Below are 16,786 nucleotides of genomic sequence, written 5' to 3' on the forward strand. Positions count from 1 at the left end.
CACTGCACCTATACAATAATGTTGTTAGGAATTTTTGAGTTGGGTGCGTAACTCAGTTGGATAGAGTAGCTGCCTTCTAAGCAGCGAGCCGCAGGTTCAAGTCCTGCCGTACCCGTTACACAAATTTAATGATATCAAGGGTTTCAGCACTTTTATACCGCCAAGAAAAGAGAGGCTGAGATCTTATTTGCTTCGGATTTGTTTTGGATGCCCGAATCCGAAACAAATCCGAAGCAAAAGCCCCACCTGCCAAACTGGGCAAATCTGCCTGATTCTGGGCGATCGATACTGAGTATAGGTTTGACACAGCCGATGTGATATCATAAAAAGTCTATTGTGTCAATAGCCTAGATCCTGCGATGTTCAAACAGCACCAGCAGCAGGTTGTGGGCCGAGTAGCCCTCAGAGGTTATCCTTAGTAATCAGGCTAGTTTCCGACAGGTTTGGATATGTTCCCAACAACTCTATTTAATGTTCCCCAAAATTTAATGCTATTACTCGACCGCAGCGCGATCGACCGATTAAAGCCCCTATTGGCGCAAGCAACCGGAATGCCTATAGTTGCATCGGAAAATACGGCAACAATTGCGCTCGTATTGGTTGCTATGGGAATTCTGGGTTGGGGATTTTATCGCGCCAGACCTTTTGGCAAACTGGGAATTTTGGCTTGGTTGCAGTCTGTTGCGCTGATGAGTCCCTGGCTGCTGTTTTTTGGTTTGTTCGCCGCCGGAATTTACCTCAATCTAGTGGCGGTATTGTTGCTGCTAGTGGCATCGACGGGATTGTACATTTATCTGGGTCGGCAATTGCGTAAGGCTGCATCTGATACAGTGCTGCCGCGCCCGGATGCGACTGAGGTAAAGTCCCAAAGCGATGCTTTCTCTGCCCCTGAGTCGCAGCGACCACCAGGCCCAGAAACCATTAAGATCGTCACCTCGTCGCCTGCGAATAATGAATCAGAAATAATTCCCGTTCCAGTTGAAGACCTCAAGGCAATTAAAGGCATCTTTGGAATTGATACTTTCTTTGCCACAGAAACGATTCCTTATCAAGATGGGGTAATTCTCAAAGGTAATCTCCGGGGAGACCCAGAACAAGTACACTCACGTTTGACGGCAAGTTTGGAAGAAAGATTAAACGATCGCTACCGCCTATTTTTAGTAGAAAATCAGGACGACAAGCCCGTAGTTATTATCTTGCCCAGCACCAACGACCCGCAGCCAACAACCGTGTATCAAAAAATCCTAGCAGTCGTGCTGCTGCTGGCAACAATTGCTACTAGCTTAGAGACAGGCGGTTTGCTGCTAGGTTTCGATTTCTTTAGCTCGCCGGCTAGATATCTAGAAGTTATGCCAATTGCAGCGGGAATTTGGGCGGTTTTAGGCTCTGGGGAAATTGCTCGCAGAGTGCTGGCAAATCGGTACAAGGTTGGCTTGAGTTGGCCATTTTTTATACCAACTTTGCAGATAGGTTGTTTTGGAGCGATCGACCGTTTTGAGTCGCTGCTGCCCAACCGTAAAGTTTTGTTTGACATCGCTTTTGCCGGGTCAGCGGCTGGGGGAATAGTTTCTGTGCTAATGCTGGTAACGGGTTTGCTGCTGTCTCACCCCGGCAGTTTGTTTCAAATTCCCGCAGAATTTTTCAAGGGCTCGGTTTTGGTGGGAACTTTGGCAAAAGTGGTTTTGGGTTCGGCGTTGCAGCAGCAGATTGTTGACGTTCACCCGCTGGTAGTTATCGGTTGGTTGGGCTTGGTAATAACGGCGATTAATTTGATGCCGGCGGGACAGTTGGACGGGGGTAGAATCGTGCAAGCCATCTACGGTCGGAAAATAGCCAGTCGCACTACTTTAGCGACTTTTGTGGTGCTGGCTATCGTTTCTTTAGTTAATCCTTTGGCTCTGTATTGGGCGATCGTGATTCTGATTTTACAGCGGAATTTAGAGCGACCGAGCCTCAACGAGCTGACTGAGCCTGACGACGCTCGCGCGGCTTTGGGTTTGCTAGCTTTGTTCTTGATGATTGCTGCGCTGTTGCCGTTGACTCCGGCTTTGGCGGGCCGTCTGGGAATCGGGAATTAACAGTAGTCGGGCATCTTTGGTAATAAGCTCTTGGGTTGCGGTAAATTAGTGGAATCTAGGAATTGACCGATCGAACTGGGAACTGAAGGGCGATCGGGTTCCTAACTACTAATTTCCAATTAAGCTCCCGGCCCAGGGCAATTTATCTACTACCAAAAGTTGATTTTTTTATCACCCAAAATTTGTTTAAACTTGATCGATTAAGTTTAAATAACTTATCTGAGCCTATAGGATAAAGTCATGGCTAATCAACTTCCTCCTGTATTGGTAACTTTTGATGCAGATGTTTTAATGACTGGCAGAACCCAAGTGTGGCAAGAATATTCCAAAGTGGGAACTTGCTATATCCCGGAAGTAGTGTACGACGAAATAGATCGTCTGACAGGGCAAGCGGTGGAAAAAGCTCAAGAGCAAGTAGCTAGAGAGTTTATGCGATTTTTTGCCGACAGCGGCTGGATTGCAACTGACGCTCAGGAAACACACCGCGCTCTCGAACCTTCGATCAAAAATCAAAGCAAGCCAGCAATGCTGGTGGTGGCGACGGCTCAGTGCGTTTACGGTTTGGCGACCGAACACCCGGACGCATTGGTGATTTTTGTGTCCAACAGCCAGCCTCTGCTGAAGCGGCTGGCTTCTGTAGGCGCTACGAATCTCTGCGGGATTACCGGGGCGATGCTGTTAAATTGGGCGAGGAAAGGGGAACGCCCGCCGGCGGCGACTCAGCAATTGCAAAGTTTGATGCGTACCCTCGCCGAACGCAAATCGACTCAGCGCCCTAATAGCAGAATTCAGGATGCTGCTGTTGGCCACACGGGGGCTTCTGCTAGCAAGTTAACGGGAACCCGCGGCGCTTCTGAGCTAAAGTCGCCCAGCAGTTTTACTAAAACTCATAAAACGGGTTTGACTGAGAGGCGCAGTGCGAGCTCGCGCCCCAAAACGCCGCCCCGCAGTCGCGAGGAGTCGAAAGATTACGAGCCGGCTGTATATCGCATGAAACATATTACACCTCCGAAAAAAAGGGACAGCGGTTTTCTGTCTACTGTGTTCAATTTTTTGGGAGCGTTATTTTTCTTGACGGTAGCGGTAGGTATTTTGTGGCGAGTGTTCGATGTTAGGGGTTTTAGAAAGACTTTTGTGCCGGCTCTACCACAGCCTGTGCAACAATTTGTTAAGTCGATCGACAAATAATCTGGTTTTCTGAAAATTTCACCTTCTGATGTGGCTGATTTGCACCTTCGGAAACTGGAATAGCACACTTGATTAACAAATCGGTTCGCTCCCCTAAATATAGCGGTAAGGTTCTTGTGGTGCACCCTACGCTTATAATTTCTAGCCTTAGTCCGCTGGGAATTTTCAACGGCTACTATCAAAACAGAAGACGAACGCTTCACTTTAGTGCTCTAAAAATCCATCGCCATGCTGAACGGGAACGAAATAATTAGTGGATTAGCACTGGCTTTTGCGGGTTTTGCTTATGCTTTAGTATTTTTTGTTCTTTTTCCCTTCAGACAGTACGATTATGCAGCACCAGTTGGGGCAATAGCAATAGCGATCGCCCTTACTGTTGCAATGAATTGGCTACTATCTGCATCGTTGCTAACTGGGTGGAGTTGGGTGGCTGCATTATTTGGTTTTCAGGTAGTCCTGATGTTTTTTGGTAGCGTGTTTCTGGAAGATGGACTGTACCTGCCAAATTTATTGTTTTTTGGAACTATGATCGTAGGATATGCAAGCGTTTATACCAGTTTTTCACAACAAAAAACACTGGTAATTGTGGGTTTATTGACGGTATTTTTCCTAGCTTTAATGTACTTGTCTTTGATTGGTGGCTATGCGATCAAAGGCAAAAATCCGTTTCAGGGTTCTTCTACCCAGATGCTGCCGCTGTTGAATCAAAGGGTAGAAATTTGCACCGACAATCCCAAACAATTGTATTTGAATGGTAAAACTGGCGAACTCACGCATATTTACCGTTATGAGGTGACAGTGAAACTAGATTCTGGAGGAGACGAGAGATTGATGTGGCCCTATGTCGATGTTTGGTGGCAGGATATTAAGGCTGCTAGCAAACAGAAATCGCAGTAATTTATATCATTTCCGCTGGCCTCAGAATAATAAAATTGAGTCAACAGTTAACACTCAACCATTCAGTTTTTTGACCCAGAGTTAACAGTCAAAAATCAACAGTCAACAGTCAACAGTCAACAGTCAACAATCATGAGCAGTGTAACCGGAATCGATATCATTCACTATTTAAAGCTGGTGCTGTTCCCTCTACAGGTCGAATAATGACCGATTTATTAGTAGATTTTTGCTGAAAAAGTGCCTTGAGTGCCAATTCAAGATTTTCTGCCATGACTATGCGGTTTTCGTAGACAGCAATAACTCTGACTAAAGTTGGCAAACTATTGCGCTCTGCTTCTAAGTAAAGAGGTTCCACATATAGTAAAGATTGTTCAATGGGAATTACTAATAAGTTTCCTTGAATGGCTTTTGATCCCTGGCGATTCCAGAGAGATATTTGTTCGGAAATAACTGGATCTTGGTTAATTAAAGCTTCTATTTGTTCCGGGCCATAAACTAATCGCTGTTTGGGAAACAGATACAAGAGCAATTTTCCGTAATTGCCACCATCAGATCGGCCTGCAATCCAAGCAATTAAGTTGTTGCGACTTATTGGTGTAAATGGGAGGAGCAAAATAAATTCTTCTGTTGTTTCCGTTGGCAGTTTCGTAATCAAATAATACGGTGCTACGGGCTGCTGTTCGCTCCCATAAATTTCATTGGGAACGCGCCACAAATCCTCCCGGTTGTAAAATACTTGCGGGTCTTCCATATGATAAGTTAGCAAGCGTTCTGATTGAATGCTCAGCAAATCTACTGGATATCTGATATGTTTGCGGAGAGCCGGAGGCATTTGGGCTAGGGGTTTGAAGAGTCCGGGAAAGATAGCCATCCAACTGTTAATAATCGGATCGGAGGGATAGGCAACGTAGAAGTCTACAGACCCGTTGTAGGCATCAATTACTACTTTAACGGAGTTGCGGATGTAGTTAAATTCATGATTTCCAGGGTCAGAATAGGGATAGCGAGGACTTGCTGTATAGGCATCGATAATCCAGTAAAGATAGTTGGGAGATTTAGCATTAGCGGAGGGTGCAGGTTTAATCTTGTTGCCATTGTCCTCCCTGGCTTTTTCTATGTCCTCATTGCTAAGATTGGCGTTGGCTACTACTAAATACGGGTCAGAATCGTAGCGCAAAAAAGGAGCGATCGCCCGGACTCTTTTATTAATATTTCGGCGGTAGAGCAATTTAGTTTCTGGCGTAAAATTGCGCGTCAGCGCCATTTGCCAATTTTTGAGATAATTAGCAAACAGCCAGCGCCGCCATATTGAACCGATCGCAATTCCGCCCCTACCGTTGTAAGTATTGTAAACATTTTCTTCGCCGCTGGGATAATCAAATTCTTTGACTTTTGTGGGCGTCATGGCGTCTGTATCGGTGATTTCGCCGTAGTAAATGCGCGGGTAGCCGATCGGAATACTGGCCCGAATTCGATCGCTAGTGACTTCCAAAGCAGTCTCTCCTTTCTGGGCTGCAACTCCAATATCTTTGACAAAATAATCGGGTAAACCGCCGACACCGACTCTGTTTACGGGAGAAAGAGTAAAGCCGTAACCGTGAGTGTAAACTAGGTGTTCGTTCACCCAAGTTTGAGCTTCGGGGGCAACTGCTGTGTAATCTAATTCCCGCGCTGCCAGAAACACTTGTTGGCTTTCCGCATCTCCCTTTTGTGCTTTGATTGTGTAGCGATCGATATCGGCATCAGGAAATGTATAATAGGGTCTAATTTGCTGTAATTGTCGGTTTGTTTGCAGCAGCGGTCGCTTGTCCCACAGGCGGATGTTGCTAATAGTAAGTTGATTTTTTTCTAAGTCGGCATAAGTAAGTTTTCCGGCGGGATCGAATGTTTTTATTTCGATTGTGTTGAGGTCAAAGGCTTCTTTAGTAAAGGCAATGCTGCGCTCAATGTACGGCTGTTCTCGTGCTAGTTCGTTGGGTTGAACTATGAGTTGCTGCACAATTTGTGGCAGCAGCCAACCTCCCACAAAAGTTAAAGTTACCCATGCTAAAAGAATTTTTTTTAGGAGTTCATTTTTAATTTTGAATTGGTAAACCTGGCACAGCATCAAAAGTGCGATCGCCCCCGCCAAAATACTCAAAAATCCATAGCAGGGCAGCCGCACCGTCACGTCAGCATAATTTGCCCCGTAAGTAACGTCTCCCCGCGCATACAGCAATTCGTAGCGCCCCAACCAGTAGCGCAATGCAATGGCTAGCATGGAAGCTGCACCCAACCCGTACAAGTGTCGCTGCTGCGATCGAGAAAACCCCAAAAATCTCCCTTGACTCAGGCTATTTCCCGATAGCAAATATGTTAAAGCACAAGATACTAAACTGTACAAAAATACAACTGTCAGCCCAAATCCTAGCAAATCTAAGATGGGCAAAATAAATACATAAAAGCTAATATTTTGATTAAAAAGAGGGTCGGTTGTGTTAAAATTAACAGGGTGAAAATATTGCAAAACATTTGTCCAGCGACTGGCGACAATCAGCCCGATCGCTAAACTGATAAAAATGGCGATCGCCCGCAGCCAAAAATCAGGCTTAATTACCACAGCTAACATTGTCCCCAGCAGCAAGCCCAACTGCCACCAGCGAGAAAATAGCTGCACCGCTATTTGCTGGATTGACTCAATTCCAAACTGCACGGGCGGTGCAGGTAAATTGCCCGCTATACCGAAATAGGTGATGCTGCTGGCAGCTAACAGCCCGCAGTGAATTACTATAAAAGTTGCGATCGAACTCAATCCGAATACTGCCAACAGCAACCAGGAAAAGCTAATTTGGGATTTAGCAACAGGTATTTCGTAATTCTTCCCGGTATTCTTCCCCGTGTTGTTCGCCCTCAGTGAAGCGAATAGCGCCCCCACAACTGGCGATTTCATTTCTTCTGCGGGATGTTGCAGGCGGCGGGCTAAAGCCAAATTTCCGAGCAAAAAGACAGAAGAAACAGCAATTGCGATCGCCGCGAGCAACCCTTGAGTTTTCAGCTTTAACAGAAAAACCTGAAGATATCCAACTTCCTGAAACCAGAGAATTTCTGCAGCCATGCGGGAGGCTAATTCAAAAACCAGCCCTAGCCCCCCAATCAGTAGGATTATTTGATAAATTCGCCTATTAGTCATTAGTTATTAGTCATTAGTTATTAGTCATTAGTTATTGGTTGAATGATAACTGATATCAGGTTCGAGCAATTTACCCTCCCGAATGATGCTTTTGCCGCCAGGGTTGGAGGCATTTTTATTCATGGTAATTGACCGGGCATAATATGACTCCTGCTTTCGGGTCAACGGCTAACTGCTTTCCTGTCAAATGACTAATGACTAATGACCAATGACTAATGACCAACTAGCTGTACTGCTGATTGACATCCACATCCAAATTAAACAGTGTTTGCAAAGTTTGCATCGCTTGCCGTCGCGCCTCAATATCCTGCTGAGCGCGTAACTGTACCATCGGATCGTGCAAAATCTTATTCACAATCCCCCTTGTTAAAGATTCAATCACGTCTTGATGTTTCTCCGAAAATTCCGAACCAAGACGTGATAAAGCTTTTTCTAACTCTTGTTCCCGAATCAATTCTATCTTATCCCGCAAACAGCTAATAGTAGGAACAGTTTCCAGACTGCGCCACCAGAGATCAAAAGCCTCTACTTCCTGTTCCAGCAAGCCCTGAGCTTCCATTGCCATTTTGCGACGGGTTTCGTGATTTTGAGCTACCACTGCTTTCAAGTCGTCCACATTAAACGATCGCACATTAGCGAGTTCGTTCGCATCCGAGTCAATGTTGCGTGGCACAGAAATATCCACCAACATCAAAGGGCGATTCGGGTCTAAAACAGCTTCCAATTTAGCTTTATTTAACAGTGGCTCGGTAGCTGCCGTACTGGTAAAAACCAAGTCAGAACTGGCAATTATCTGCATCATTTCCGAGAGCTGATACAGGTGCAATTCAGCATCTTTAAACTGACCGGCCAACTCCAGGGCGCCCCGCACAGAGCGGTTGACGATCGAAATATGGCTAGCTCCTTTTGAGAGCAAATGCTGCACCAAAAGCCGCGACATTTTGCCAGCACCAATAATTGCAATTTTGCTGCTTGCTAAATGCTGACCCTTCATTTGAGCCAATTCTGCCGCCGCCGAACTAATCGAAACTGCACCGGTACCGATGCTAGTTTCCGTGCGAACTCGCTTCCCTGCTGTGAGAGCTTGCTTGAACAAGCGCTCTAAAATTCTGCCTACACCTTTGTACTGCTGGGCGAGTTTGTGAGTTTGTTTCACCTGAGCCAAAATTTGTCCTTCTCCGAGCACCAAACTGTCGAGGCCAGAAGCTACTCGCATCAAGTGCATCACGGCATCTTCGTGCAGCAAAATAAACAGGTGAGGGCGCAAAGACTGCAGAGGAACTTTACTGCATTCGGAAAGGAACTGAATAACCTCTCGCACACCAGGTTCCGACTCGCTGGTAACAATATAAATCTCTAAGCGGTTGCAAGTGCTGAGGATGGCAACCTCTTGAATGTGCGGGTAGCCGCGCAATTGGGCGATCGCCGCTTCAACTTTCTGTTCTGGAATGCTCAGTTTTTCGCGAACTTCAACCGGCGCTGTTTTGTGGCTGAGACCTACGACTGCAATATTCATATCTGTGATTTGTCACTATTTCTTTCTTAGTTGTTAACAGTCACCTGTTATTAGTTCTTAGTTTATCGCTAATTGCTAATCATCGGTGACTGTTAACAGTTAACTGTTAATTGTTAACATTTAACTGTTAACCCCTAACTAATCACTAATTCAATTGCAGAGATTTCGGCTGGTCAAACATATGGATTGTATCCACAAACCGAGCAGTTTTCGACTGAGAAGAAATTACCAAACTTTCAGTGCGAGCGCCGCCGCCAAAGAAGCGAACTCCATCCATCAGCGTTCCGGGAGTAATCCCGCAAGCTGCAAACAGAACTGTTTCTCCAGATGCCAACTCTTCAGCATTGTAAATCTTGTCTGGGTCTGTGATGCCCATGTCTTTAAGTCGAGCGATATTGCTCTCTTTGCTTTCACCGATCAAACCAGTTTTTACAACAGCCGGATCGTAAATTAACTGCCCTTGGAAGTGACCGCCCAAACAGCGCATTGCTGCTGCGGAAATCACACCTTCGGGTGCTGCGCCAATACCCATAAGTGCGTGGATGTTGGAACCAGAAAACGCGCAAGAAATCGCTGCCGAAACGTCGCCGTCGCTGATCAGCCGAACTCTTGCACCCGCTTGCCGAATTTCATTAATTAAATCTTTGTGCCGGGGGCGATCCATGACCACCACCACCAAATCTTCAATACTGCGGCCGAGACAATCAGAGATAATTTTGAGGTTTTGAGTCGGCGTTTTGCGAATATCTACATGATTCTTAGCAGCCGCAGGAGCAGCCAATTTGTTCATGTAGAAATCCGGTGCCGCAAACAAACCACCTTTTTCAGAGATTGCCAAAACTGCCATCGAACCGTTTTGACCGTAAGCAACCAGGTTAGTACCTTCGCAGGGGTCAACAGCGATGTCAATTTCGATCAATTCATCTAGGTTGCAGACATCTTTGGCATCTTCGCGGGTACAAATACCTACTTGTTCACCGATGTAAAGCATGGGTGCGTCATCGCGTTCGCCTTCGCCGATCACGATGCGGCCGCGCATATGAATTTTGTTCATGCGTTCCCGCATGGCTTCTACAGCCACTCTGTCGGCTTCATCTTTCTCGCCTTTGCCCATCAAGCGAGCGGAGGCGATGGCGGCCTGCTCAACTACTTCGATAATCTCTAAACCGATTACATTGTCCACGAACTAGATCCTCCCAACTGCTGATGCGTGCCTTGTGCTCTTTTGCACTCCCAGCCATCAAGTTTATCAGAGGCGGGGATCTGTGCGAGCGCAAGCAGTTGCTTAGTTTGTGTTAACTTTTGCTTCTTTGATACTGGGGCTGGAAAATCTGAGTCGAACAAGCTCAAAGATCCGATCGCCCCAATACTTCACTCTTGCTTGGAGGATCGCAAGCTAGCCCCGTCTGAGCGCTAAATCGCGGACTCCAGAGGTTCCGAGAGAGGGAGGGGCTGTTTCAGGCAACTTGTCATCGCGAGTACCGTTAAAGGTTTTATGATTAGTTTGCGATCGCACGATTTCTCAGAAACCTGGTTGCTAGACCGGATTTATCGTTACTAAACCCAAAATTTTGGTAGAAACCCGGTTTCTGAGGGTAAGTCCTAATGATGATCGCAAATCAAATGGACAGCCCCAAATCGCGACGCAGTAGACTTTATCAGCGGGAAGGAAGAAAAAATGATGATGAAAGCCCAAGATATTATGACCACAGAAGTTGTTACCATTCGCGGTTCGGCAACTGTAGCTGAAGCGGTGGCGATGATGAACGATTTGTGTTTGCGCGCGTTGATTGTGGAACGTCGCCACGAACAAGATGCCTACGGCATTGTCACGGAAACGGATATTGTCTATAAAGTAGCAGCCTACGGAGTAGACCCGAAAAAAGTCCGTGTCTTCGAGATTATGACCAAACCGTGCATCACGGTAAATCCAGACTTGGGCGTGGAATACGTGGCTAGGTTGTTCGCGAACACCCGCATCCGCCGGGCGCCGGTGATTAAGGACGAGCTAGTGGGCATTATTTCGGTCACGGATATCTTGACAAAAAGCGATTTTCTTGAGAAGCCGAAGAGTATTTTATTTGACGAAGAAATCGAACAGGCGATCGCGGATGCCAGAACTATCTGTGCCGAAAAAGGCGCTACTTCTAGAGAGTGCGCGGTAGCGTGGGATATTGTAGAGGAAATGCAGGCTGAGGCTTCTCACCAGCGATCGATGAAACTTGAGAAAACGGCTTTTGACGAGTATTGCGAGGAAAATCCAGAGGCTGCTGAAGCGCGGATTTACGACAGTTAATTTAGTTATTAGTAATTAGCTATTAGTTATTAGTTGTCAACTCTTATTTATGGATCGCTCACTAATAACTAATAGCTAATGATCGGAAATAGCTGTTTTTTCGGCGAGCTTCACGAAAAATAAAAATCTTAAGTGTTTGGCGCGATCATATAAAACACGTTCAGCTTATTCCCATCTAGATCCCGAAAATATCCCACATAAAACCCCGGTAACGTGCCTCTTGACCCCACTGCTCCTTCATCCTTAGCGCCAAGTTCGATCGCTTTGTTATAAACTAAGTTGACTTTTTCTGGACTGTCAACTTGAAGTGCGATCATTACGCCATTACCAACAGTTGCTTCGTTGCCATCAAAGGGTTTTGCAACAGCAAATCCTGGCATCTCTGGAGAAACGCTCCATGCGATAAATCGGTCGAATTCCATGAATCGTTGAGCGCCAATTTCAGCAAGCAAAGCATCATAAAACTTGGCTGCACGTTCAAGATTGTTGGTGCCGACTGTAACGTATCCAATCATATTTTTTGTCCTCTAACTGATGTTAAGATAAAAAAAAGTTTGAGCAAATAACAACTGAGTTAAACTGATCCTTAGAAAACAAAAGCTACAACTCAAACATTATTTTACATCATAACTCAAACTATCTCGGTTTTGTCCGCTGCAATGATTTATTGCCGATCGCTAATACATTCGGGAGTGTCTCTAGTTGGACTGTTGACGATCGCACTTACCGCCTTTGCTTTCATTGCAGCAGCATAGGGCTTTAACAGGGGCAAAACTTCCTGAGCATTTTTAACAGCAGGATCTAGCCACTGTTCCCAATCGCTGTCGGGGAGAATCACTGGCATTCGATCGTGCATCGGCTGCACTGTTTCGTTAGCAGCGGTAGTAATTATACTACAAGATACAATGTTTTCTTTTTCTGGAGATTCCCAATTTTCCCACAAACCGGCAAAAGCAAAAGGTTCGCCGTCTGCTTTTTGAAAATAGTAAGGCTGTTTGTTCTTTCCCTGCTGTTGCCATTCATAGAAACCGTCAGCGACTATCAAACATCGCCTGTGCTTGATGGCGCTGCGAAAAGCTGGTTTTTCGGCTACAGTTTCCGATCGCGCATTGATCATCTTGCTGCCCATTTTCATGTCTTTTGCCCAACTTGGAATCAAACCCCAGCGCATAAATTGAAACTGTCGCTGCATTTTTTCTGTTTCAACTGTTACTGTGGCAACTGATTGAGTTGGGGCGATATTGTATCGCGGTTTGATGTCGGGAACTGCCGATAGTTTGAAGAATTCGGCGATGATTTGACCTGAAGTAGTTAAAGTGAATCTTCCGCACATAATTTTATAGTTGGTATTAACGCGGTTTTTTCTTATTCCGGCAGTCCGGCATTCGTCGGGTAATCCGGCAGTCCGGCAGGGGTTTCAACCCCTGCCTCAAAGCTAAAGTCGGTTAAAACCGACTGGAAATACGATCTCAATATCTATCTATTTTAATCCTCTTTTAGAGGACTTTAGCTATGAGACAGGGGTTTTCAACCCCTGTCGGACTGTCGGAATGTCGGACTAAACCGGGCGGGACACCCCCACAAGAAAATTCATTCTTTGTGGAACAGGCATCTTGCCTGTTCTTGCGATTTACCGTTGGCTGGGGGCGGGTTGTAGATGGGGATTTACCGTTGGGCGGGGCGGGTTTTCGAGATTATTCGTGTTAGGCAAAGATGGTTTGTAAAACCCCCCCCTACGAGACATTGCTAAATTGTGGAACATTCGCAGACAACCATTCGGCGCGCAACTTTTCAATAGCTAATTCTTTAAATTTAGCTTCTACTTCAATCCAAGGAGCTTGATAATAGCAATTAGGCATTTCTGTAATTAAATCGCTGTGGCGCGGGTCGGCAAAAAATTCTTTTCCATTCGATATGTGTACTAATTGCCATTCAGGAACAGACCAAGTTGTGCGGGCTGCTGCGAGCATTTCGGCAACGCTGGGATCGTCGTAAGTTTCTAAATGTTCGTGAATGACGTGGTGGTGGGCGTCAAAAACCATTGGTACGCCGGTATCGAGACAAACTTCTAAAAGTTCTGAGGAACTGTAAGCGTATTCGTCATTTTCAAAGGTTAAGCGCGATCGAATGGATTCGGGTAAATCGCGGATGACTGATTTGAGTTGCGAAGTGCGATCGCCCTTGCCGCCGTGAATGTTCATCAGTGCCCAAGGCGATCGGGGCTGTCCCAACATATCTAAAATTAAAGCATGAGTGGCGAGAATTTTAATGCTGTTTGCAACGACATCAGGCTTGTCGGAACTGAGGACAACAAATTGATCGGGGTGGAGTACCAAACGGATGTTGAGGGAAATTGCGCGATCGCCCGTAGTCCGCAATTCCTCAGTCATGGAGTGTAGCACTGCTTCCCCCAAATCTGTATCTGCAAAAGGGAACAGTGCTGAAGTCATGCGGTAGAGCTTAATTTGATTAGCACAACAGAAGTCGATCGCTTTGTCAAGCCGCTTTAAGTTGTCTGTATAAAGCTCGCGCAATACTGTTTCTTGTTCAGTTTCCGAAAGCTGTAAAAGTCGCTTACGCGTGACAGTGCGAAAGCGAACGGCATCGGATGTTGTAATGCAGACTAATCCCAATTCTGGCAATTTGTCCTTTTCCAACACTTGATTAATATTGCTCATTCAAAATAACACCTAGCTTTAATTTTATCACAAAATAGGTTTGTAATAAGGACTTCAGTCCTTAGTTATCAAGTTTTGAGGAACTAAAGTCTCTCAAAACTTGATCTAACTATAATTTCTAGCTTAGACTTAGCGGCTGCGGGCGATCGCCTCTCTTAAGTCAGAGATGTTGCTTCACAGTTGAGGATGCTATAGCACTCCTCGCATCAATTGTGAAATCTTTACTCTTCTTTTCTCAAAATTCGCGTCAATAGCGTCTTCGGGGTTCGTTTAAAAAAAAAGCCAGTTGCGCGTTTCCAGAAAGGATTGCTATATCTCCTGATTTTCCCCATCTCCTCTTTTCAATCAACTACGCAAACGGCCCGATCGCAGAATGCTAATAATCAACCAAAAACCCAAAAAACTCGCCGCCCCAAACAAACCATTGCTCAGAAAAGATAGCTGAGCAGTTTGTGCGTTAGAAGAAATAATTGCCGCCCCTATAATCAGCGAACCCACAACAATACTAAAAGAAAGTCGGTTCGCAGAATCCCCCAGAGTGCGGCGTAGCGGATCGAGTTCTTTTAGTGTCAAGTTCCACTTCAAAGTTTCGGAAGTAACCCTGTCTAAAAGCACTTCCACCTGTCGCGGAGATTGCAAAGATAAGCTTTTCAAATCCAGGGCTGTTCTCAACAGAGCTTGTATCGGGTCATCTCCGAATAACTGACGCCGAAACATATCGGTCATCAGCGGTTTGACCTGCTCTACAATATTAAACCGGGGATTAAAAGAACGCGCCAGTCCTTCCAAATTAGCTAGAGTTTTTGCATACAAACCGAGATTGCTGGGCAGCCGAATTTTATTTTTGCGGGTGATTCCCAGCACCTCATAAAAAATTTCCGACAAGTTCATTTGTGACAAGCTCACATTGTAATACTTGCGGAGCATTCGAGCTAAATCGTTCTCTAGATTAACTAAACTTGTCGGCTGAGCAAATTCTGCCATTTCTAAAGTTAATTGAGCGCAGCGCTGAGCGTCTAAATCGACAATTGCCAGCAACATTTCTGTCAAATTCTGTTGAGTGCGCGGGTCTAATCTGCCGACCATGCCGCAGTCCAGCAAAGCTATCCGGCCGTCTGTTAGATAAAATAAATTGCCCGGATGCGGGTCTGCGTGAAAGAATCCGTCGATATATAACTGCTGGAAGAAAACGCGGCAAAGTAGCGTTGTAATTTCTTCGCGTTCGGCATTTATATCTCCTTTGTGGCGAATTCCTTGCAAATCGCCTAACAAAATCGGAACTCCGTTCAGCCACTCCATGACTAAGAGTTTTTTTGTAGTTAACTCCCAGTTAATTTCTGGTAGGACAACTTGTGTGGGGTCAAACCAGCGGCTTTTAGATAAATTGCGGCGCAGTTCGTCTGTATAGCTGGCTTCTTGAATGAAGTCTAGTTCTGCACGCAGGGCGATCGCAAATTCTTCTGCTAGGGCGACAATATCGTATTGTTGACCGAAGTCTGTGAGCATGACAAGTTCTGCCAAACCTCGGAGCACGGCGATGTCTTGTTCGATGACAATCTCAATACCGGGGCGCTGAACTTTGAGGGCGACTTCGCGGCCGTCTTTTAAAGTAGCTTTGTGGGTTTGAGCGATCGAACCTGCGGCGATGGCTTGAGTGTTAAATTTGGCGAAGGTATTTTCGAGAGATTGTGTGAGTTCCTGGCGGACGATTGCTTCTACTTGCGACCACGGTACGGGCGGTACTTCCGCTTGTAGCGTGGAGAGAGTTTCGATATAGCTGGCCGGTAAAAGGTCGGGACGGGTGCTCAGCAATTGTCCTAATTTGACAAAAACTGGGCCTAATTGGACGAGGATGTTGCGGAGAACTGCTGGAGTTGGGAGACTGGGTGCGTCGGTTTTGCGGCCAGTTAGGAGGCTTTTCATGTAGTCCCAACCGTTGCGGAAGACGACCTCTAGAATTTCTCCTTTGCGAGAATTGTTTTGAACTAGGCTAAACAAGGGGCCTCCGGGTCGATCGGGTTTAAGGGCAATATAACTACTAGGATAGCGCTGTTAACCAAGCTGACCATTGTCTTGAGGAATAACTTGGGGCTAAGAGTGCGATTCCCTGCAGCGTATTTTAAAGATTTCGTATTTTTGGTCTGCTAACCTTTCTCAAGACAGATGTCAAGCTGTACAATACCCAAAAGGGTAAAAAAGAAAAGTAGCAAAAATGAGTTGGAGCTGCGACGGCGTACCCAAAAATAGTTCAGAACCATATAACGTTAGTGGCCCCAGGGCTGTTTCATTCTCGGGTACGAGCGCCACAAGTAAAAGCGATCGCGCTCTCTGATAAGATTTTTAGCGATCGCTCAAAAAACATATATGCTGACTCTAATCTTATTTTTTTAAAAAAGTCAATGATCCACGTAATAAATTAGGAAAAAGACATCCCTTGTGGCTGATATTACTATGGGTTATTCTGGGTTCAATGTTCGGTTATTTGGGATATAGAGATATCGAAAGCTTCGCTAAGTTCAACCAAAAACTGCTCGTTAAAACATTTCATCTCACCACCAATCGAGTACCATCTTATTAGACTATTCGACGAGCAATGATGTTGGTTAAAACCTCGGATTTAATCGACGCATTTAATCAATGAGCTAGTCAACTAACTACATCAATCGACTTAACTGAGTGGGTGTCAATTGATGGCAAGTGTCTCAGAAGTACCTGCCCAAATTCCCAGGCTAACTCTCAAAATTCTGTATCAATTGTGTCTTTATTTAGTCAGCACAGTGGTATAGTTCTCAGAGTCCAAAAAATTCAAAACAAAAAAAGTTCAGAAATCAGCCAGGCGCAAGAGCTGGTAAAGGGTTATCCCCATCAAGGCAACGTGTTTACCTTGGATGCTTTGCATTGTCAAAAAGAGACAACTACTTTAATTACTTAATCTAAAAATGATTATATTATCGCTCTTAAAGG

11 protein-coding genes, 1 tRNA gene and 1 pseudogene are annotated in these 16,786 nt (G+C 45.5%); 6 read left to right on the plus strand and 7 right to left on the minus strand.

Annotated features, from left to right (window positions below):
* Positions 1–41: 41 nt before the first annotated feature.
* From QUA43_RS04090 to QUA43_RS04105, 4 genes are all read left to right on the plus strand, one after another.
* Positions 42–115: transfer RNA gene (locus tag QUA43_RS04090), tRNA-Arg, on the plus strand.
* A 334-nt stretch (positions 116–449) separates the two neighbouring features.
* A complete protein-coding gene (locus QUA43_RS04095; RefSeq protein ID WP_333371266.1) occupies positions 450–2,078 on the plus strand; it encodes a site-2 protease family protein in 1,629 nt (542 codons plus the stop codon).
* Positions 2,079–2,318: 240 nt separating this feature from the next.
* Positions 2,319–3,266 carry a PIN domain-containing protein gene (locus tag QUA43_RS04100; RefSeq protein ID WP_333371268.1) on the plus strand — a complete coding sequence of 316 codons (948 nt, stop codon included), beginning with the start codon at positions 2,319–2,321 and terminating at the stop codon, positions 3,264–3,266.
* A 228-nt stretch (positions 3,267–3,494) separates the two neighbouring features.
* A complete protein-coding gene (locus tag QUA43_RS04105) occupies positions 3,495–4,163 on the plus strand; it encodes a hypothetical protein (RefSeq protein ID WP_333371270.1) in 669 nt (222 codons plus the stop codon).
* Positions 4,164–4,320: 157 nt separating this feature from the next.
* Here QUA43_RS04105 and QUA43_RS04110 read toward each other — a convergent pair whose 3' ends face one another.
* From QUA43_RS04110 to glpX, 3 genes are all read right to left on the minus strand, one after another.
* Positions 4,321–7,332 (minus strand): UPF0182 family protein, encoded by a 3,012-nt coding sequence (locus tag QUA43_RS04110; protein ID WP_333371272.1) that lies wholly within the window; start codon positions 7,330–7,332, stop codon positions 4,321–4,323.
* Positions 7,333–7,555: 223 nt separating this feature from the next.
* Positions 7,556–8,848, minus strand: coding sequence for a glutamyl-tRNA reductase (locus QUA43_RS04115; RefSeq protein ID WP_333371274.1), 1,293 nt, complete (start codon positions 8,846–8,848; stop codon positions 7,556–7,558).
* Positions 8,849–8,993: 145 nt separating this feature from the next.
* Complete coding sequence (gene glpX / locus QUA43_RS04120) at positions 8,994–10,031, minus strand: class II fructose-bisphosphatase (protein ID WP_333371276.1); 1,038 nt, start codon at positions 10,029–10,031, stop codon at positions 8,994–8,996.
* A 495-nt stretch (positions 10,032–10,526) separates the two neighbouring features.
* On the opposite strand from glpX, the gene QUA43_RS04125 reads away from it, so the two are divergent.
* Positions 10,527–11,144, plus strand: coding sequence for a CP12 domain-containing protein (locus QUA43_RS04125; protein ID WP_333371277.1), 618 nt, complete (start codon positions 10,527–10,529; stop codon positions 11,142–11,144).
* 128 nt (positions 11,145–11,272) lie between these two features.
* Here QUA43_RS04125 and QUA43_RS04130 read toward each other — a convergent pair whose 3' ends face one another.
* From QUA43_RS04130 to QUA43_RS04145, 4 genes are all read right to left on the minus strand, one after another.
* Entirely contained in the window at positions 11,273–11,659 is a 387-nt protein-coding gene (locus QUA43_RS04130) for a VOC family protein (protein ID WP_333196216.1), read from the minus strand.
* Between the two features lie 149 nt (positions 11,660–11,808).
* The gene (locus QUA43_RS04135; RefSeq protein ID WP_333371279.1) at positions 11,809–12,477 is read right to left on the minus strand and encodes an SOS response-associated peptidase; all 669 of its coding nucleotides are present in this window, start codon (positions 12,475–12,477) and stop codon (positions 11,809–11,811) included.
* 400 nt (positions 12,478–12,877) lie between these two features.
* Positions 12,878–13,822, minus strand: coding sequence for a UV DNA damage repair endonuclease UvsE (uvsE, locus tag QUA43_RS04140; RefSeq protein WP_333371281.1), 945 nt, complete (start codon positions 13,820–13,822; stop codon positions 12,878–12,880).
* Positions 13,823–14,167: 345 nt separating this feature from the next.
* The gene (locus tag QUA43_RS04145; RefSeq protein WP_333371283.1) at positions 14,168–15,820 is read right to left on the minus strand and encodes an AarF/ABC1/UbiB kinase family protein; all 1,653 of its coding nucleotides are present in this window, start codon (positions 15,818–15,820) and stop codon (positions 14,168–14,170) included.
* Positions 15,821–16,217: 397 nt separating this feature from the next.
* On the opposite strand from QUA43_RS04145, the pseudogene QUA43_RS30785 reads away from it, so the two are divergent.
* A pseudogene (locus QUA43_RS30785) lies at positions 16,218–16,400 on the plus strand (transposase family protein); the annotation flags it as partial.
* Between the last annotated feature and the right edge of the window lie 386 nt (positions 16,401–16,786).

Source organism: Microcoleus sp. N9_B4 (assembly GCF_036701635.1).
Lineage (GTDB): Bacteria > Cyanobacteriota > Cyanobacteriia > Cyanobacteriales > Microcoleaceae > Microcoleus.

Excerpts from the sequence above, each read along its gene's own strand:
- QUA43_RS04135 (WP_333371279.1), bottom strand. The coding sequence starts at position 12,477 with ATGTGCGGAAGATTCACTTTAACTACTTCAGGTCAAATCATCGCCGAA.
- QUA43_RS04125 (WP_333371277.1), top strand. The coding sequence starts at position 10,527 with ATGATGATGAAAGCCCAAGATATTATGACCACAGAAGTTGTTACCATT.
- QUA43_RS04095 (WP_333371266.1), top strand. The coding sequence starts at position 450 with ATGTTCCCAACAACTCTATTTAATGTTCCCCAAAATTTAATGCTATTA.
- QUA43_RS04110 (WP_333371272.1), bottom strand. The coding sequence starts at position 7,332 with ATGACTAATAGGCGAATTTATCAAATAATCCTACTGATTGGGGGGCTA.
- QUA43_RS04100 (WP_333371268.1), top strand. The coding sequence starts at position 2,319 with ATGGCTAATCAACTTCCTCCTGTATTGGTAACTTTTGATGCAGATGTT.
- QUA43_RS04115 (WP_333371274.1), bottom strand. The coding sequence starts at position 8,848 with ATGAATATTGCAGTCGTAGGTCTCAGCCACAAAACAGCGCCGGTTGAA.
- uvsE (WP_333371281.1), bottom strand. The coding sequence starts at position 13,822 with ATGAGCAATATTAATCAAGTGTTGGAAAAGGACAAATTGCCAGAATTG.
- QUA43_RS04105 (WP_333371270.1), top strand. The coding sequence starts at position 3,495 with ATGCTGAACGGGAACGAAATAATTAGTGGATTAGCACTGGCTTTTGCG.
- QUA43_RS04130 (WP_333196216.1), bottom strand. The coding sequence starts at position 11,659 with ATGATTGGATACGTTACAGTCGGCACCAACAATCTTGAACGTGCAGCC.